At 52.4% G+C, this 16,967-nt stretch carries 15 protein-coding genes; 2 read left to right on the top strand and 13 right to left on the bottom strand.

All coding sequences use genetic code 11. From position 1 onward, the window contains the following. Positions 1 to 114: 114 nt before the first annotated feature. Positions 115 to 468, top strand: coding sequence for a hypothetical protein (locus tag P0D43_RS07835; protein ID WP_394673681.1), 354 nt, complete (start codon positions 115 to 117; stop codon positions 466 to 468). A gap of 225 nt (positions 469 to 693) precedes the next feature. Here the strand turns inward: P0D43_RS07835 and rfaD are convergent, their stop codons facing one another. The 13 genes from rfaD to gyrA form a co-directional block, all read right to left on the bottom strand. Further along, entirely contained in the window at positions 694 to 1,704 is a 1,011-nt protein-coding gene (rfaD, locus tag P0D43_RS07830) for an ADP-glyceromanno-heptose 6-epimerase (protein ID WP_159568401.1), read from the bottom strand. Positions 1,705 to 1,717: 13 nt separating this feature from the next. Next, positions 1,718 to 2,641, bottom strand: coding sequence for a D-glycero-beta-D-manno-heptose-7-phosphate kinase (rfaE1, locus tag P0D43_RS07825; RefSeq protein WP_159568400.1), 924 nt, complete (start codon positions 2,639 to 2,641; stop codon positions 1,718 to 1,720). Between the two features lie 13 nt (positions 2,642 to 2,654). Beyond that, positions 2,655 to 3,875 (bottom strand): lipopolysaccharide assembly protein LapB, encoded by a 1,221-nt coding sequence (lapB, locus tag P0D43_RS07820; protein WP_159568399.1) that lies wholly within the window; start codon positions 3,873 to 3,875, stop codon positions 2,655 to 2,657. Next, positions 3,865 to 4,185, bottom strand: a complete 321-nt coding sequence (locus P0D43_RS07815) for a lipopolysaccharide assembly protein LapA domain-containing protein (protein WP_256366109.1) — start codon at positions 4,183 to 4,185, stop codon at positions 3,865 to 3,867. The genes lapB and P0D43_RS07815 overlap by 11 nt, the downstream gene beginning before the upstream one ends. A gap of 102 nt (positions 4,186 to 4,287) precedes the next feature. After that, positions 4,288 to 4,596: an integration host factor subunit beta gene (locus tag P0D43_RS07810; RefSeq protein WP_255411449.1), complete on the bottom strand. Its 309-nt coding sequence runs from the start codon at positions 4,594 to 4,596 to the stop codon at positions 4,288 to 4,290. A gap of 44 nt (positions 4,597 to 4,640) precedes the next feature. Beyond that, the gene (rpsA, locus tag P0D43_RS07805) at positions 4,641 to 6,344 is read right to left on the bottom strand and encodes a 30S ribosomal protein S1 (protein ID WP_394673680.1); all 1,704 of its coding nucleotides are present in this window, start codon (positions 6,342 to 6,344) and stop codon (positions 4,641 to 4,643) included. A 175-nt stretch (positions 6,345 to 6,519) separates the two neighbouring features. After that, positions 6,520 to 7,194, bottom strand: coding sequence for a (d)CMP kinase (gene cmk, locus P0D43_RS07800; protein WP_394673679.1), 675 nt, complete (start codon positions 7,192 to 7,194; stop codon positions 6,520 to 6,522). A 5-nt stretch (positions 7,195 to 7,199) separates the two neighbouring features. After that, positions 7,200 to 8,543: a 3-phosphoshikimate 1-carboxyvinyltransferase gene (gene aroA, locus P0D43_RS07795; RefSeq protein WP_394673678.1), complete on the bottom strand. Its 1,344-nt coding sequence runs from the start codon at positions 8,541 to 8,543 to the stop codon at positions 7,200 to 7,202. Positions 8,544 to 8,574: 31 nt separating this feature from the next. After that, a complete protein-coding gene (locus P0D43_RS07790; RefSeq protein WP_159568394.1) occupies positions 8,575 to 9,435 on the bottom strand; it encodes a prephenate dehydrogenase/arogenate dehydrogenase family protein in 861 nt (286 codons plus the stop codon). 26 nt (positions 9,436 to 9,461) lie between these two features. After that, positions 9,462 to 10,589 carry a histidinol-phosphate transaminase gene (gene hisC, locus P0D43_RS07785; RefSeq protein WP_159568393.1) on the bottom strand — a complete coding sequence of 376 codons (1,128 nt, stop codon included), beginning with the start codon at positions 10,587 to 10,589 and terminating at the stop codon, positions 9,462 to 9,464. Between the two features lie 12 nt (positions 10,590 to 10,601). Then, positions 10,602 to 11,693: a prephenate dehydratase gene (gene pheA, locus P0D43_RS07780; RefSeq protein WP_394673677.1), complete on the bottom strand. Its 1,092-nt coding sequence runs from the start codon at positions 11,691 to 11,693 to the stop codon at positions 10,602 to 10,604. After that, complete coding sequence (gene serC / locus P0D43_RS07775; protein WP_341236492.1) at positions 11,693 to 12,811, bottom strand: 3-phosphoserine/phosphohydroxythreonine transaminase; 1,119 nt, start codon at positions 12,809 to 12,811, stop codon at positions 11,693 to 11,695. Before serC ends, pheA begins: the two co-directional genes overlap by 1 nt. Positions 12,812 to 12,838: 27 nt before the next feature. Then, complete coding sequence (gene gyrA / locus P0D43_RS07770; RefSeq protein WP_394673676.1) at positions 12,839 to 15,460, bottom strand: DNA gyrase subunit A; 2,622 nt, start codon at positions 15,458 to 15,460, stop codon at positions 12,839 to 12,841. Positions 15,461 to 15,629: 169 nt separating this feature from the next. On the opposite strand from gyrA, the gene P0D43_RS07765 reads away from it, so the two are divergent. Then, positions 15,630 to 16,952: a TRZ/ATZ family hydrolase gene (locus P0D43_RS07765; protein WP_394673675.1), complete on the top strand. Its 1,323-nt coding sequence runs from the start codon at positions 15,630 to 15,632 to the stop codon at positions 16,950 to 16,952. Positions 16,953 to 16,967: the final 15 nt, after the last annotated feature.

Genomic DNA, 16,967 nt, shown 5'->3' with positions numbered 1-16,967 from the left:
AGCACACACCTAAGCCACTGCAAACGAATGAATCATTGGGATTTCGATACACGAAATCCGATAACCCGCTATTATAGCCAGCGTAATCCAATCTAACAAGCAGTGTTTTAAAAAATGAATGCATCACCTCAAGAACCTTTTAAATCCAAGCTTTTGTTCTGCTGGCTTGCCCTGCTTACAGGCGCCATTGGAGGCCACTGGATTTACGCCGGAAAAAAACGCTTCTGGCTTTACATGCTGACGTTTCCATTGTCCGCATATGCCGGGTGGATAGACACCATGCGCTACGGCTTGATGAAAGACGAAGAATTCAATGCGAAGTTAAATCCAGAGTATGAAAGTGACATTAAACAAACCACAGGCGCTGTGGTGGTATCGATCGCCCTGTCGCTGGCCTTTGGAATGACCGCCCTGATGGCCACACTGGCCATGGTGTTTCAGTGGTATTTCAGTGGCATTGTGAGCTGAATAGGCAATACCAAAAAAAAGCCCGCTAAAAAGCGGGCTTAACAGGGCTTGAGGAGACAGAGACACTTGCTTGGTCGCAAGGCTCGCCCCTAAGGGGAGTATGCGATTCCACAAGCAGTTGGCCTACCCTTAAAACGCGGGGGGAACCCCAACGGTTTACAGGCGACTCGGTTCAAGAGGCCGAGTCAACCAACATTAATAAGTGTCATCCTCTTCGCGTTAGTTTCATGGTTTCAAATATTTTTTAATTAAACGCCCAACATACCGCGCCACACCCGCTTCTACGCTGTAAAAACTACCTGTGTAACCCGCTGCACGCAAATTGCTCAAATCGGCTTGCGTGTAACTTTGGTACTTGCCTTTCAAAGCATCCGGAAACTCAATGTACTCAATAAAGCCGCCCTGCACCGCTTCATTCAAACTCAAAGTAGCACTGCCCTGACTCTCTCGCAGAGTGTTCAATGTGGTCAAGGCCACATCATTGAAGGTTTGTGCGCGACCGGTACCTAAATTGTAGACACCCGAAGGCGCAGTGCTCGCCTGCTCGAAAAAGAACATGTTCACCTTGACGACATCTTCGATCGACACGAAATCGCGCTGCTGACAACCCGCTTCGTAACCACCGTAAGGGCCAAACAATTTAACCGAGCCGCCCTCACGAAATTGATTGAAGTTGTGAAACGCCACCGAAGCCATACGGCCTTTGTGCTGCTCACGATCGCCGTACACATTGAAATATCGAAAGCCAAATACCGGCGCCTTCAGACCAATATTCATTTGCCTGCGCAACACCTGGTCGAACAAGAACTTGGAGTATCCATACACATTCAGCGGCTTTTCAACTTCACGGTTTTCGATAAATTCCGTGCTGCCGCCGTAAACCGCGGCCGAGGATGCATACAGGAATGGGGTGCCAGTGCGCTGCGCCCACTCAAACAGGGCCTGAGTGTAGCGAAAGTTATTGGCCATCATGTAGTTGCCATTGTGCTCCATGGTGTCGGAACAAGCACCTTCATGAAAAATCGCATCAAACTTGCCAAATTCGCCGCGCTCAATTCGCGCCAGGAAATCAGTTTTATCGAGGTAATCGGAAATTTCACAATCCACCAGATTCAAAAACTTGTCGCCCTTGGTCAGGTTGTCTACAGCCAACACATCAGTAATGCCTCGATCGTTGAGCGCTTTTACCAAATTGCTGCCGATCAAACCGGCGGCACCGGTCACAATCACTTTCATCGTCTCAAATCCTTTAATTTAGCTCTTCCGGCAATATCACAGCAGTACCCAATTTGCCAACCACCACACCGCCGGCCTTGTTGGCCAATGCCACGCTGTCAGGCAAACTCATACCCGAGCCAACCGCACAAGCCAGCGTTGCAATTACAGTGTCACCGGCACCCGACACATCAAACACCTCGCGGGCCTGGGCAGGCACATGGAAACTACCCTCCGCAGTGAACAACGTCATACCCTCTTCCGAGCGAGTCAACAACAAGGCCCCCAAACTCAAACGTTCGCGCAAAATTTGCGCCTTTTCAATCAACTGGGCTTCGGTTTTCCAGCTACCCATGACCTGTTTGAACTCCGAACGATTTGGAGTAAGTACCGACGCACCAGCATACTTGCCGTAGTCGTCCCCTTTGGGGTCGACCAAGGTGGTTTTGCCAGCCTTTTTACACAAAGCAATCATTTCTGCGACATGCTCCAGGCTGCCTTTGCCATAGTCTGAAAACAGAATTACATCGTGATTGGTGTATTCCTGCTCAAACAACTCCATTTTCGTCGTCAATTGCTCAGGCGAAGGGCGCTCTTCGAAATCAATACGTACCAGCTGTTGTTGGCGGGCGATCACACGCAGCTTAACAGTGGTGGGAAAATTCGGATCTTTCAGCAAACGTGAACGCACGCCACTTTTTTCAAGCAAAGCTTCAACGGTGTGGCCAGGTTCGTCGTTGCCAACTACACCCATCAAACACAGTTGCGCGCCCAATGAACTGGCATTAATGGCCACGTTGGCCGCGCCACCCAATCGTTCATCTTTGGTGCCCACTAAAACCACGGGCACGGGTGCCTCTGGAGAAATGCGCTCTACATCGCCAAACCAATAGCGATCCAGCATGACATCGCCGACCACGAGAATTTTAGCGTCTTTAAATTGAGACCTGTCGACCATTGTTCAGCCTGTTTTAATGGGTATGAGCCTGGGTGTGTGCAGCCTTTTTTGCAGACACCGGGTAAAAATCAAGTTCTTCAGCACGGCGCGGCACAATCGAATCCCAATTGGCGCAACCTGGGCATTGCCAATAAAACTTCTTGGCCTGAAAACCACAAGACTGACAACGATAACGCTCCAGGCGCTGCGTATGTTTTGAAATCAACTCGCGCGTCAGGCGAAGATCCTGCATTCGATCGTCGTCGAGCTTGCCGCGCAGCTGATGTTCCAGCAACTTGTCCAAACCCAGCAAACTGGGGCGGGCACGCACTTGCTCACGCAACAATTCGAACGCCGCAAAAGGCCCCTTCGTTTCTTCAACAGCTTGCGCCAGCACCAGCAACAAATCAATCGAAGGATACATGGTGCAGTATTCCAGCAAGGCTGCAATACCCTCTTCCTCACGCTCAAGTTTCTTGAATGCGGCCCACATATTCGGCCCAACCAAGGGTAGATACCAGGGATTTTGACGCTCAGCGGCGCGCCACTGACCAATCGCATCTTCAAACTGATTCTGCGTGAAGTAAATTTCACCCAACAACAGGGACGCACGTACGTTTTGCGCATCCGTTAGCAATGCGTTTTGCAGCTCAGCCTTGGCTTTGGGCAAATCACCCTCATCAATCAACTGGGCAGCAAGTTCGCAGTAAAAGTGCGCAATGTCGCCCGCTGGCACATCGGCACCGTACTCTCGAAGTTTGTGGGCCTGCGCAATGGCCTTGTCCCACGCCTTTTCCAGCTCGTATAACTCCAGCAGCTGGCGAGACGCTTCGGCTTTCATGTGGGAATTCGACAAACTGTGAAAGGCCTGCTCGGCGCGATCAAGAATACCGGCCCTGAGGAAATCAACACCCAGCTCATAGGTGGCCTTTTCCCGGTCTGAGGAGGTGATTTGCTCGCGTGTGGTCAAAAACTGGTGAACCCGGATGGCGCGGTCAATTTCACCTTTTTTGCGAAACAGATTGGCCAGCGCAAAGTGCAATTCAACGGTGTGGGTATCAATCGCCGCCACTTCCAGAAACGCATCAATGGCCTTGTCAGGCTGCTCGCTGAGCAGAAAATTAACGCCTTTGAAATAGGATGCTGGCAATTGACCACGCACTGATGCGTCTGAACGTTTTTCCAGACGTGCCGCCATCCACCCCAAACTGAAAATCAGCGGAATGAGTACCAACCACCAAGTTTCAAATTCCATGACTGGGGCCTATTGGCAATGCGGGCATGGGTTCTTCAACGATAACCGCCGTGTTGCCTTGCGCTTTAAGTTGATTCAACTCTCGCTCAAGACGTTCGGCATTTTTGGAGGCCACAGATGCGGCACGCTTGGCTTTTAACCAGGACGGTAGAAGTGAAATCCACGCGAACACTGCACCAAGTAACAGTGCAATCAGCAATGCCACAACCAGTTGCACCTGAATTTCAAGACCAGGCAACCATTTCACTGTGACTAAATCTGTGTTTCGGATTGAAAAGGTGAGAACAACAAGGAAGAGTGCAAGTCGCACTACCCAGGCAAGTATTTTCAAGGTGGTCCCCTGTTTGTAGTTGGATCAACACCGATACATTCATCGGCGTGATAACTCAGGCTTCACCGAAGAACGATCGAATTAACTCTCTTTCTTGGAGTATAAATCAACTCGCTCGCGTAGCTCTTTGCCGGGCTTAAAGTGTGGCACGCGCTTTTCAGGCACAACCACCTGTTCTCCTGACTTCGGATTGCGACCCACACGCTGCGGGCGACGAGTCAGGGAGAAACTGCCGAACCCTCGAATCTCAATGCGCTGACCTTCGGCCAAGGCTTGAGTCATGGAATCGAGAATGCTTTTGACAGCGAAGTCCGTGTCGCGCACAGGCAACTTGGGGAAACGCTTGACCAGCTGATTGATGAGTTCTGATTTTGTCATTGTTCTTGAAATAAAAAGGCGCTTCCCGAATGGGAAGCGCCACTTCTACAGACTGATTACTGGTTGTTACCCAGCTTTGCTTTCAACAACGCGCCCAAGCTGGTTGTACCAGCAGAGCCTGCGCTTTCTTCAGAGATTTTCTTCATGGCTTCATCGGTATCAACCTGGTCTTTGGCCTTGATGGACAAAGCGATCGAACGGGCCTTGCGGTCCACGTTGATTACCATGGCTGTTACAGCGTCGCCTTCCTTGTATGCATTGCGAGCATCTTCAACACGGTCGTTGGAGATCTCGGAAGCACGCAGGTAGCCTTCGATGTCATCGCCAAGGTCGACAACAACACCTTTGGCGTCTACTGATTTAACAGTACCGTTGACCATGCTGCCACGGTCATTGGATGATGCGAACACTGTGAAGGGGTCGCCCGACAACTGCTTGATACCCAAGCTGATGCGCTCACGCTCAGTGTCGATTGCCAATACCAAGGCTTCAACTTCGTCACCTTTCTTGAAACGACGCACGGCTTCTTCGCCGGTTTCGTTCCAGGACAGGTCAGACAGGTGCACCAAGCCATCGATACCACCAGGCAAGCCGATGAATACGCCGAAGTCAGTGATTGACTTGATTGCGCCAGATACTTTGTCGCCTTTCTTGAAGCTGGTAGAGAACTCTTCCCAAGGGTTGGCCGCACATTGCTTCATGCCCAGGCTGATACGACGACGCTCTTCGTCGATTTCCAGAACCATGACTTCAACTTCGTCGCCCAAAGTAACAACTTTCTTGGGATCTACGTTCTTGTTGGTCCAGTCCATTTCTGAAACGTGTACCAAACCTTCAATGCCTTGCTCAACTTCAACAAATGCGCCGTAGTCAGTAATGTTGGTTACTTTTCCGAACAAACGTGTGTCGGCTGGGTAACGACGTGACAAACCGACCCATGGGTCTTCGCCAAGCTGCTTCACGCCCAAGGACACGCGGTTCTTTTCCTGGTCGAACTTCAATACTTTTGCTTCGATTTCTTCGCCAACTGTCAGCACTTCTGACGGGTGACGTACACGACGCCATGCCATGTCGGTGATGTGCAACAGGCCATCGATGCCGCCCAGGTCGACGAACGCACCGAAGTCGGCGATGTTCTTGACCGTGCCCTCGACGACAGAACCTTCCTGCAGGTTGGACAGGAGCTTTTCACGCTCTTCACCCATGGTGGCTTCAACCACTGCACGGCGTGACAACACAACGTTGTTGCGCTTGCGATCCAGCTTGATCACCTTGAATTCGAGGGTCTTGCCTTCGAATGGTGTGGTGTCTTTCACGGGGCGCACATCTACCAGTGAACCTGGCAGGAAAGCACGAATGCTGTTGACCATCACGGTCAGGCCGCCCTTCACCTTGCCGGTGATGGTACCTGTTACCAGCTCGCCTGATTCCAGAGCTTGCTCCAGGCTCAGCCATGCGGACAGACGCTTGGCCTTGTCGCGGGACAGCAATGTTTCGCCGTAACCGTTTTCCAGCGCTTCGATGGCCACGGAGATGAAGTCACCGTCGTTGACTTCGATGTTGCCGTGGTCGTCTTTAAATTCTTCGAGAGGAATGTAGCTTTCAGATTTCAGCCCGGCATTCACAACAACGTAGTTGTAATCAACACGAACAACTTCGGCTGTGATCACTTCGCCTGCGCGCATTTCTTTGCGATTCAGGCTTTCTTCAAACATAGCTGCAAAGCTATCTGGGGCTTGGGTAATTTCAGTTGTGGTCATAAATTTGAGATTTAACACGCCATTGCGGGAAGCAAGGCGGAGTTCAAAAACGTGCTATTCGGGATTGAAAAGCACGGCTTCTTGTTCAGCACACAAAGACCTGCTTGAAAAAACAGGCGCTGTTAAGCAAACAAGGGATGAGATTATACCAAGAAAGCCTTTGCTGATCAAGCGTTTAAATGCGTTCTTGTGCCCAGGTGAAGATGGTCGCAACCACTTGATCAATTGGCATGTTCGAACAATCCAACACCAAGGCATCTTCGCAGGGTTTGAGTGGCGCAACGGCCCGCTCGGTGTCGCGTTTGTCGCGGGTCATCAGATCGTTATAAATGGCCTGAAAGTCAGCTGACTGGCCTCGCCCTTCAATTTGTTTCACGCGCCGCTCGGCTCGGACTTGTGCGCTGGCTGTCAGAAACACTTTCAATACAGAGTCGGGAAAAACAACAGACACCATGTCGCGACCATCCGCCACCAAACCGGGATTCTGTCGAAAATCACGTTGACGCGCCAGCAAGCCTGCACGAATTTCAGGCACCACGGCCAAACGAGAAGCCATGACACCCGCTTCTTCGGTACGAATGGCTTCCGACACATCGTTACCCTGGAGCAGGATGCTTTGCCCTTGAAATTGCACCGGTAAATTGGCAGCCATTGGAATGATCTGCTTTAAGTCTTCAGACAGGTCTGGATTCAAACCCGTTTGCGCCACCGCCACAGCCAACACACGATAAATTGCACCGCTGTCGAGATAGTGATAGCCGAGTCGGCCTGCCACTAACGCAGCCACTGTGCCCTTTCCCGAGGCGGTTGGGCCGTCAATGGCAATGACCGGGCAGTTTGACATGCTCATGAGGTTTAACCTTTGCGAACCGATTGGACATTCATGCCCAATGAATTGGCCAAAGCAACAAAGCCCGGGAAGGAGGTGTCTACCGTTTGCGCGCCATGAATAACCATGGTGCCGTGGGCACGAATGGCCGCGACACTGAATGACATCGCAATGCGGTGATCACCTTGCGATTCGATACTTGTTGCTTTGTAGCGCAAGCCGTCCAAATGGCCCAAGCCCTGGATAATCATGCCGTCCTCGGTGGGTTCTGCATCAATGCCGCACTTTTGCAGACCATGTGCCATCACGGCAATTCGATCAGACTCCTTCACGCGCAATTCTTCGGCACCAGTCAACACGGTACGCCCAGTGGCATTGGCCGCAGCGACAAACAACACAGGGAACTCATCAATGGCCAAAGGCACCAGGTGCACTGGAATTTCAATGCCCTTCAAGGCAGCGCTGCGAATACGTACATCGGCCACTGGCTCGCCACCCACTTCCGCATGATTGCTCAACTCGATATTGGCGCCCATCAACTTCAAAATATCGATTACGCCGATGCGGGTTGGGTTCAAGCCCACATGTTTCAATGTAATGTCCGCTTGCGGCGCGATGGATGCCGCCACCATGAAAAATGCAGCCGATGAAATGTCGGAAGGCACATCAATTTTTGTGGCTTTCAATGTTTGGCCACCCTTCAAGCTGGCCCGGGAACCTTCGGTGATCACCTCCACACCGAAGCCACGCAACATGCGCTCAGTGTGGTCGCGGGTTACAGCAGGCTCGGTGACGGTAGTGGTGCCATCGGCATACAAACCAGCCAGCAACACGCAAGACTTCACCTGTGCCGAGGCCATGGGCAATTCGTAGTCAATGGCTTTCAAGGTGGTACGCCCGTGGATGTGCAAGGGTGGCCGCCCACCTTCTTGTGACTCGATGCGAGCTCCCATCAGCACCAGCGGATCGATCACTCGCTTCATGGGGCGTTTGCCCAAACTTGAATCGCCAGTCAGCATGCAGTCAAAATCCTGCCCGGCCAGCAGACCCGACATCAGCCGCATTGATGTACCGGAGTTTCCACAATCAAGTACCTCGCGCGGGGCTTTCAAGCCGTGCATTCCAACACCGTGCACTTTCACCTTGCCGTGGTCAGGCCCGTCAATGCTGACTCCCAAAGCCCGAAAAGCGTTCATGGTGGCCAAGGCATCCTCGCCTTCCAGAAAGCCTTCCACTTCTGTGGTGCCTTCAGCAATGGACCCCATCATGATTGAACGATGGGAAATCGATTTGTCGCCAGGTACCCGGGCGAAGCCCGACATGTTCCCTGTGCTGCTCGCGTGAAATTCGATCAAATTCAGATCTGACATAACAAAATACCTGTTGAATAATTGGCCTGAATCAATTCTGTTTCCAATGGCTTCGATACTCCGAAGCCTGACTCAAAATACGCTCCAGCGTCGCGCGATCATTGGTTTCAATCGCTGCGCGAAGGCTTGAAATATTTGCCTCAAAACCACTGAGCATGTTCAATAAAGCAGCGCTGTTATTTTGAAAAATATCGGCCCACATTTCGGGTGAACTTGCTGCAATCCGGGTAAAGTCCCGGTAGCCCGCGCCCCCCTCTTTCATGAACTCAGCACCTTTGGGATGACCCAATACGCTGGCCACATAACTAAAAGCGAGCAAATGAGGCAGGTGACTGACGGCACCGAACATTTCATCGTGGTCCATGGCATTCATGGTGCTTAATTTGGCACCAATCGCAGCCCAAAAGTTTTCAACTTTTTTCAAACCAGCCGGGTTGGTTTGTGGCAGGGGGCACAGCACGCAATTGCGCCCTTCAAACAAATCGGACACTGCAGCGGCCGGCCCGTGCGATTCGCCACCCGCAATGGGATGGGCCAACACGAACCGGGATTTCAAACCTGGAAACTGCGGCTCAAGCTCATCTAGCATGACAGCCACATCCGACTTGGTACTACCCGCATCAAAAATCAAGCAATTGGGTGGCAGAGAAGGCAGAAATTGGGTCAGCACCTGCTTGTATTGCCGAACGGGAATTGACAGCACGACCACGTCGACATTTCGTACGTTGGCATCGCCCGGACCCGCTATGCATTCATCGACAATGCCCAAGCGAAGCGCCTCATGCGCTGTTTCAAGTTTGCGCGAATAGCCCAGAACATGACCTGCCAAACCTTTTTTCTTGGCCGCCAGACAGATTGAGCCACCTATCAGGCCCACCCCGATTGCAAGCATGCGATTAAAACTGGTTCCTTTGACCATTACGGAGCCTGTAGGCTGGCCAGCGCCTTGGGCAGGGCGACCAAAAAGGCTTCGTTTTCGTGGGGCAGGCCAATGGACACCCGTAGCCACTCAGGCAAACCATAGCCATTCACCGGGCGAACAATGACGCCCAAACGCTGCAATGCATCAAACACTTTCATGCCGGCATCGGGCGTGTTCCCAGCCTTGAACAACACAAAGTTGCCATAAGAAGGTACGAACTCAAGACCCAGAAATTTCAATCCACTTTCTATCTGCTCCAGCCCCCTGAGGTTTACTTCATAGGTTTTCCGAAGAAACTCGTGATCATCGATTGCGGCTTCAGCCGCAGCCAGCGCCAAGGAGTTGACATTGAACGGCTGGCGCACTCGGTTCATCAAATCAGCCACCTCGACACTGGACACCGCATAGCCAACACGCAAACCGGCCAGGCCGTACGCTTTGGAAAAACTGCGCGACACCAGCAAATTGGGGAATCGGGCAACCCACTGCGTGGAGTCGTATTGGTCTTCAGGCTTTAAGAATTCGTTGTAGGCTTCGTCCAGCACCACCAACACATGCTCGGGAACCTGCTCTAAAAATGCCAAGAGCTTTTGCTGCGGCAAGAAGGTGCCTGTGGGATTATTCGGGTTGGCGATAAACACCACACGTGTTTGGTCGTCGATCGCGCTCAGGAATCCATCGAGATCATGGGTAAAACACACCGCAGGCACTACTTTGGACTGCGCGCCGCAACCCTGCGTGGCCAAGGGATACACGGCAAATGCGTACTGCGAAAACACGGCGCTGGTACCCTGCGTCAGAAACGCCTTGGCCGCCAATTCAAGTACGTCATTTGAACCATTGCCCAAAGTAATTTGCTCTGGCTTCACACCATGGCGCGTTGCAAGTCTGGCTTTCAGCGCAAATCCATTGGCATCCGGATAACGACCCAAATCAGCTGCAGCCAGCGCAATCGCGGCCTTGGCTTTTTCGCCAAGACCCAACGGATTTTCGTTCGAGGCCAGCTTCACAACCGTGTTGGGGTCAAGACCCAACTCGCGAACGACGTCGGATACAGGTTTGCCCGCCTTGTAAGGTGCAATCGCGCGAATGAATTGTGGTGCTTGCTCGGTCAGTTTTTGCATGGTGCTACGTCGTTAAGTGCGTTGTGCCGCTGGGTACGAACCCAGCACTTTCAGAAAAGATGCGTTTTGCCTCAGCTGATCCAAGGCTTTTGCCACGGCTGGCTCAGTTTGATGACCTTGAAGATCAATGAAGAAATAATACTCCCAGCGCCCATTTCGAGCAGGCCGGGATTCAAGCCGGGTCATGGAAACATTTTCCGCGTTAAATGGTTCCAGCATTTTATAAACAGCACCCGGTTGATTGGGCACAGAGGCGACCAGGCTTGTTTTGTCCTGCCCGGAGGGTCCTGTCATTTGGTTGCCCAATACCAGGAAACGAGTGGTGTTGTGGGCGTCGTCCTGAATGTGTTCCTGAAAGGCCTTTAAGCCATAACGCTCACGCGCCGCCTGCCCTGCAATTGCAGCCACCTTGGCATTTTCACTGGCCATTTGCGCGGCAACGCCATTGCTTCCCACAGTTTCTTGCTGAATATGCGGCGCATACTGCGAAAGCCAACCACGGCACTGCGCAAGGGCTTGCGGATGGGCACAAATTTTCTCGATGCCTTCCAGCGACCCGGTTTGACACAACAACTGGTGGTGAATGGCCAGTTGTACTTCACCACACACCATGGCACTTGATTCAACGAGTGCGTCCAGCGTGCGGGCAATTGAGCCTTCCGTAGAATTTTCAACAGGCACCACCGCAAAATCAACTTGTAGTGCCTGCAACTGCCGGAAGGCTTCTTCGATGGTTTCCACGGGTTCAACCTGAACACAGTGCCCAAAGAATGACCACACTGCCTGTTCGCTGTAGGTGCCCAAGGGACCCAGAAACGCTACATGCACCTCACGCTCAAGGGAGCGGCATGTCGACATGATTTCTTTGAAAAGGGTATTGATGTGTTGTGAATTCAGAGGACCTTTGTTGCTGGCATTCAACTTGTCGAGTACCTGCGCCTCTCGCTCCGGACGCATCACTGGGGCATCGGTTTTTGCCTTCACATGACCAATCGACTGAGCAAGGCTTGCGCGCTTGTTCAGCAACACCAGCATTTGTTGATCAATGTCATCGATTTGATCACGGAATTTCAACAGTTCCACATTGATGTCAGGCGTGCTCATCAAGCCTCCGTTTTCTCAAATTCGCGCATGAACTCTACCAAGACCTTGACCCCTTCAAGAGGCATTGCATTATAGATAGAAGCACGCATGCCGCCGACCGACTTGTGCCCCTTGAGCTGCACCAAACCACGCTCTGCAGCAAGGCTCAGAAATTTCCCGTTCAATGACTCATCTGCCAAAGTAAATGGCACATTCATGCGAGACCGATCTTCAACGCGAACCGGGCAGTTGTACAAACCGCTTGTGTCAATGGTGCCGTATAGCAAACTGGCTTTTTGCTGTGCCTGTGCTTGCGCCCAAGACACGCCACCTTGCTCAAGCAACCACTCAAACACCAAACCTGCGATGTAAATGGAGTAGGTAGGCGGCGTGTTGTACATCGAGCCATTTTCGGCCACGGTGTCAAATGTGAATGCCGATGGGCAAATTGGCAAAGCACGATCGAGCAGGGCTTTGTCGACAATCACAATGGTGACCCCGGCAGGCCCCACGTTCTTCTGAGCGCCACCATAGATCAATCCGTACTTGGTCACATCAAGCGTTTTCGACAGAATATTCGAGGACATGTCGGCCACCACCGGGCAATCAAACTGACCCGCCAATGCCTCAATTTGTCCGTTGAATTCCACACCGCTAATGGTTTCGTTGTCGCAATAATGTAGGTAGGCCATTTGCTGACCATTCACGCGGTCAAGCAGGGACGCGCAATCGGGCACGTAACATGCTGCGGCAACATCGGCCAAGGCATTTGCATTGTCAAGCACCACACGGGCAATGCCGTATTTCGAAAATTCCTTGGTGGTTTTCTTGGACCAGGCCCCAGTGTTCACGAAGGCAGCCTGCTCAAAGCCCTGAAGTAAATTCATGGGAACGATCGCATTCATGCCAACTGCCCCACCCTGCATGAACAGCACTTCATGCGACTGCGGCACGTTCAGTAATTTGCGAAAGTCATTGCGGGTTTTTTCGAAAATAGTGGTGTATTCAGGGCTGCGATGACTCATCTCCATCACCGACAAACCTTTGCCCTGCCAATCCAGCATTTCTTCAGCGGCCCGACGCAAGACCGACTCAGGCAAAGCGGCCGGACCTGCAGAAAAATTCCAAACTCTAGACATGCTTGCCCTGTGCAATTAACCGTTTATTTACTCTTCAGTGGCGGCAGGCGCTTCGGGGGCGTCGCCCTCCTCTACCTCACCAAGATCCTCGGCATCCGACTCCACGATCCGCTGCAAACCAGACAACCAAGTGCCCTCGTCTACGCTAATCAAGGTTACACCCTGTGTAGCGCGGCCCATTTCGCGAATTTCTGAAACACGGGTTCGCACCAATACACCACCCGTGGTAATCAGCATGATTTCATCGGTTGGGTTCCCCAAAACGGCTGAAACCACCTTGCCATTGCGCTCGGAAGTTTGAATCGCGATCATGCCTTTGGTGCCTCGACCGTGACGGGTATATTCGGCAACAGGGGTCCGTTTGCCGAAACCATTCTCAGTGGCTGTGAGCACAGATTGCTGTTCACTTTCAGCAACGAGCATCGCGATGACAGTTTGTCCTTCTTCAAGATTCATGCCGCGAACACCGCGCGCATTTCGACCCATGGCTCGCACATCATTCTCATCAAAACGAACGGCTTTACCCGAATCACTGAACAACATGACATCGTTGGTACCATTGGTCATGGCCGCGCCGATCAGGAAGTCACCTTCGTCCAGGTTTACAGCAATGATTCCTCGCTTCATGGGGCGAGAAAAATCGCTTAACTTGGACTTTTTAACTGTTCCCAGGCTGGTGGCCATGAATACGTATTTGTCGTCCTCTTCAAAACTTTTCACTGGCAGTACAGCAGTGATTTTTTCACCTTCAGCCAAGGGGAACATGTTGACGATGGGGCGACCGCGCGGAGTGCGCGAACCTTGCGGCACTTCATACACCTTGAGCCAGTAAACACGGCCTGCATTTGAAAAATACAAAATGGTGTCGTGGGTATTGGCGACGAACAGATAATCAATCCAGTCGTCTTCCTTGGTGGTGGCGGCCTGCTTGCCCCGTCCACCGCGTTTTTGAGCGCGGTATTCAGTCAATGGCTGGCTCTTGATGTAGCCCGAATGAGAAAGCGTAACCACCATGTCCTGGGGTGTGATCAAGTCTTCAGTGCCCAGTTCCGTGGCATTGAACTCGATCATCGAACGGCGTTCGTCAGCGAACTCGTTGCCAATCGATGTCAATTCGTCTTTGATAATTTGACTGATACGCTCTGGCTTTGACAAAATATCGAGCAGGTCAGCGATTTGATCAATCACTTCCTTGTACTCGTTCAGTATTTTGTCCTGCTCAAGACCGGTCAGGCGCTGCAAGCGCATATTCAGAATTTCCTGCGCTTGAACTTCGCTCAGGCGATACAAGCCGTCGTCTTGTATGCCCAAACGGGCCGGCAAACCCTCGGGGCGGAAAGCTTTGATACCGCCAGAATCGCCCAACTCAGTGCGCGCCAACATTTCTCGCACGATTGAGGAATCCCAGCTTTTCGCAACCAGATCGGCTTTCGCAACCGGTGGCGTGGGGGCAGCCTTGATGATGGCAATGAATTCGTCAATATTGGCCAATGCCACCGCCAAGCCTTCAAGCACGTGACCGCGATCACGGGCTTTGCGCAACTCGAATACAGTTCGGCGGGTAATTACTTCGCGGCGATGGCGCAAGAAGTAGAAAATCAGATCGCGCAGGTTCAACAAACGCGGCTGACCGTCGACCAACGCAACCATGTTGATACCGAAGGTGTCCTGAAGCTGGGTGTTTTTGTACAGATTGTTCAGAATGACTTCGGGGACTTCGCCACGCTTGAGCTCAATCACAACACGAATACCGTCTTTGTCCGACTCGTCGCGAATGTCGGAAATACCTTCAATTTTCTTTTCAGACACAAGCTCGGCAATGCGCTCAAGCAGTGTTTTCTTGTTCACCTGATAAGGCAACTCATCCACGATGATGGACTGACGGCCGCCTTTGTCCATGTCCTCGAAGTGCGTTTTTGCACGCATTACCACACGCCCACGGCCAGTTCTGTAGCCTTCACGCACACCTTGAATGCCGTAAATAATGCCAGCGGTGGGGAAATCGGGTGCCGGGATCAGTTCGATCAAATCGTCAACCGTGCATTCAGGCGCATCAATTGCATAAAGGCAGGCGGCTACCACTTCTTTCAGGTTGTGCGGGGGCATGTTGGTGGCCATACCCACCGCAATACCCGACGAACCGTTGACCAGCAAATTGGGCAGGCGGGCAGGCAATACCTTGGGCTCGCGCTCGCTGCCATCGTAGTTGGGGCCGAAATCAACCGTTTCTTTGTCGATATCCAGCAACATTTCCTGAGCAATCTTGGCCAGGCGAATTTCCGTGTAACGCATCGCGGCCGCGTTGTCACCATCGATTGAGCCAAAGTTACCCTGGCCATCGACCAGCATGTAACGCAATGAAAAATCTTGCGCCATACGCACAATGGTGTCGTACACCGCAGAGTCGCCGTGTGGGTGGTACTTACCGATCACGTCACCCACAATACGGGCAGACTTCTTGTAAGCCCGGTTCCAGTCGTTGTTCAACTCATGCATGGCAAACAGCACGCGGCGGTGCACGGGCTTCAAGCCGTCGCGCACATCTGGCAGGGCTCGACCCACAATCACGCTCATGGCGTAATCGAGATAAGACCTGCGCATCTCCTCTTCAAGGCTGATAGGGAGCGTTTCTTTTGCGAATGAATCCATGTTTCTTCTTGTGTTGAATTATTTGACTGAAGGAATAACAATCCGGGACGCTGCCAATCACGGCGGCGTCACATCCCTGGCGCTACACTTGCAAGCTTTCGATTGTATCAGCCAAAATCGTTGAAACTGGGCGCAATGGTGCGTTCCAAATCATCTAGTGACCCTGCCCATGCAACTGCTTACCCCCCAATGGCTTTTGTGCCTGAACCACACCACTGAAGTGCTTGAAAACCATGCTGTTTTGATCCATCAAGACCGAATTGTGGCCCTAGGCCCGCGCGATGAACTGCTAACACGGTACCCCGATGCTGAACGGGTGGATCTTCCCGGGCATGTTCTAATGCCTGGCCTGATTAACTGCCACACCCATGGGGCCATGAACTTGTTGCGCGGAGCAGCTGACGACCTGGCGCTACATGACTGGCTTCAAACGCGGATATGGCCCCTGGAAGGTGCCTTGGCTGACGCGGAGTTTGTATATGACGGCACAGTGCTGGCTGCCGCCGAAATGCTCCAGGGTGGAGTCACCACGTTCAACGACATGTATTTTTATCCTGACCAAGTGGCTCAAGCCGCGGTGGACTTGGGTTCACGCGTGTTTGCAGGCATCACGGTGATTGAGTTCCCCACCCGTTACGCGGCAGAAGCGAAGCAATACATCGAATTGGGGATAGCTGCCCGCGACAAATTCAAAAACGAACCCACCGTGCATTGGACGATTGCCCCGCACGCGCCTTACACCGTCAGCGATGACACCTTTAAACACATGGCCATGCTGGCCGAAGAACTGGATTTACCGGTGCACTGCCATTTACACGAGACAGCCAGCGAAGTGACTGACGCAGTGAGTCGAGACGCCGAGCGACCTTTTACTCGATTCGAACGCCTCGGCCTGATCAACGAACGGTTATTGGCTGTGCATGGCGTACACCTGAATGAATATGAGTTGCAGGCCATGGCCGCCAAAGGTGCAACGCTGGTGCATTGCCCAGCATCCAACCTGAAACTGGCCAGTGGCATTGCGCCCGTGGCTGGCGCGCTGAAAGCGGGAGTCAATGTGGTTATCGGCACCGATGGCGCAGCCAGCAACAACAAGCTGGACATGTGGGAGGAAGGCCGTCTTGCCTCCCTGCTGTGCAAAGGGGCCAGCGGCGATGCGACGGCTTTTAATGCCGGGGAACTGCTTAAAAGCATGACCTGTAACGCGGCAAAAGCGTTGGGCGCAGACCACCTGATTGGGCGCATAGCCCCCGAAATGCAAGCTGACCTGATCGCCGTGGCGGTTGGGGAGTCTGCACACCAACTACCCAACCACAATCTAATCTCGAAACTGGCTTACAGCGGGGCTTCCAGAGACGTGAAGCATGTTTGGGTGGCAGGCATTCAAGTTGTGCAATCGCAACAACTTGTGGGCAAAAGGGCACAATTAGTCGGGGAAATCATGCGAAAAACCCAACGAGTGTGGCAGACTCGTGTCGAGAAAGTTGGTTGAGAGGGTGATAACTAT

Origin of the sequence: Limnobacter sp. (assembly GCF_043511195.1) — a bacterium.
In the GTDB taxonomy this organism is placed as follows: Bacteria; Pseudomonadota; Gammaproteobacteria; order Burkholderiales; family Burkholderiaceae_B; genus Limnobacter.
Note: the sequence above shows the minus strand (reverse complement) of the source record. Positions and strands in the feature narration are given on the sequence as shown.

Coding starts and splice junctions, on each gene's coding strand:
- P0D43_RS07835 (WP_394673681.1), top strand. CDS start 115: ATGAATGCATCACCTCAAGAACCTTTTAAATCCAAGCTTTTGTTCTGC.
- rfaD (WP_159568401.1), bottom strand. CDS start 1,704: ATGAAAGTGATTGTGACCGGTGCCGCCGGTTTGATCGGCAGCAATTTG.
- rfaE1 (WP_159568400.1), bottom strand. CDS start 2,641: ATGGTCGACAGGTCTCAATTTAAAGACGCTAAAATTCTCGTGGTCGGC.
- lapB (WP_159568399.1), bottom strand. CDS start 3,875: ATGGAATTTGAAACTTGGTGGTTGGTACTCATTCCGCTGATTTTCAGT.
- rpsA (WP_394673680.1), bottom strand. CDS start 6,344: ATGACCACAACTGAAATTACCCAAGCCCCAGATAGCTTTGCAGCTATG.
- cmk (WP_394673679.1), bottom strand. CDS start 7,194: ATGAGCATGTCAAACTGCCCGGTCATTGCCATTGACGGCCCAACCGCC.
- aroA (WP_394673678.1), bottom strand. CDS start 8,543: ATGTCAGATCTGAATTTGATCGAATTTCACGCGAGCAGCACAGGGAAC.
- P0D43_RS07790 (WP_159568394.1), bottom strand. CDS start 9,435: ATGCTTGCAATCGGGGTGGGCCTGATAGGTGGCTCAATCTGTCTGGCG.
- hisC (WP_159568393.1), bottom strand. CDS start 10,589: ATGCAAAAACTGACCGAGCAAGCACCACAATTCATTCGCGCGATTGCA.
- pheA (WP_394673677.1), bottom strand. CDS start 11,693: ATGAGCACGCCTGACATCAATGTGGAACTGTTGAAATTCCGTGATCAA.
- serC (WP_341236492.1), bottom strand. CDS start 12,811: ATGTCTAGAGTTTGGAATTTTTCTGCAGGTCCGGCCGCTTTGCCTGAG.
- gyrA (WP_394673676.1), bottom strand. CDS start 15,460: ATGGATTCATTCGCAAAAGAAACGCTCCCTATCAGCCTTGAAGAGGAG.
- P0D43_RS07765 (WP_394673675.1), top strand. CDS start 15,630: ATGCAACTGCTTACCCCCCAATGGCTTTTGTGCCTGAACCACACCACT.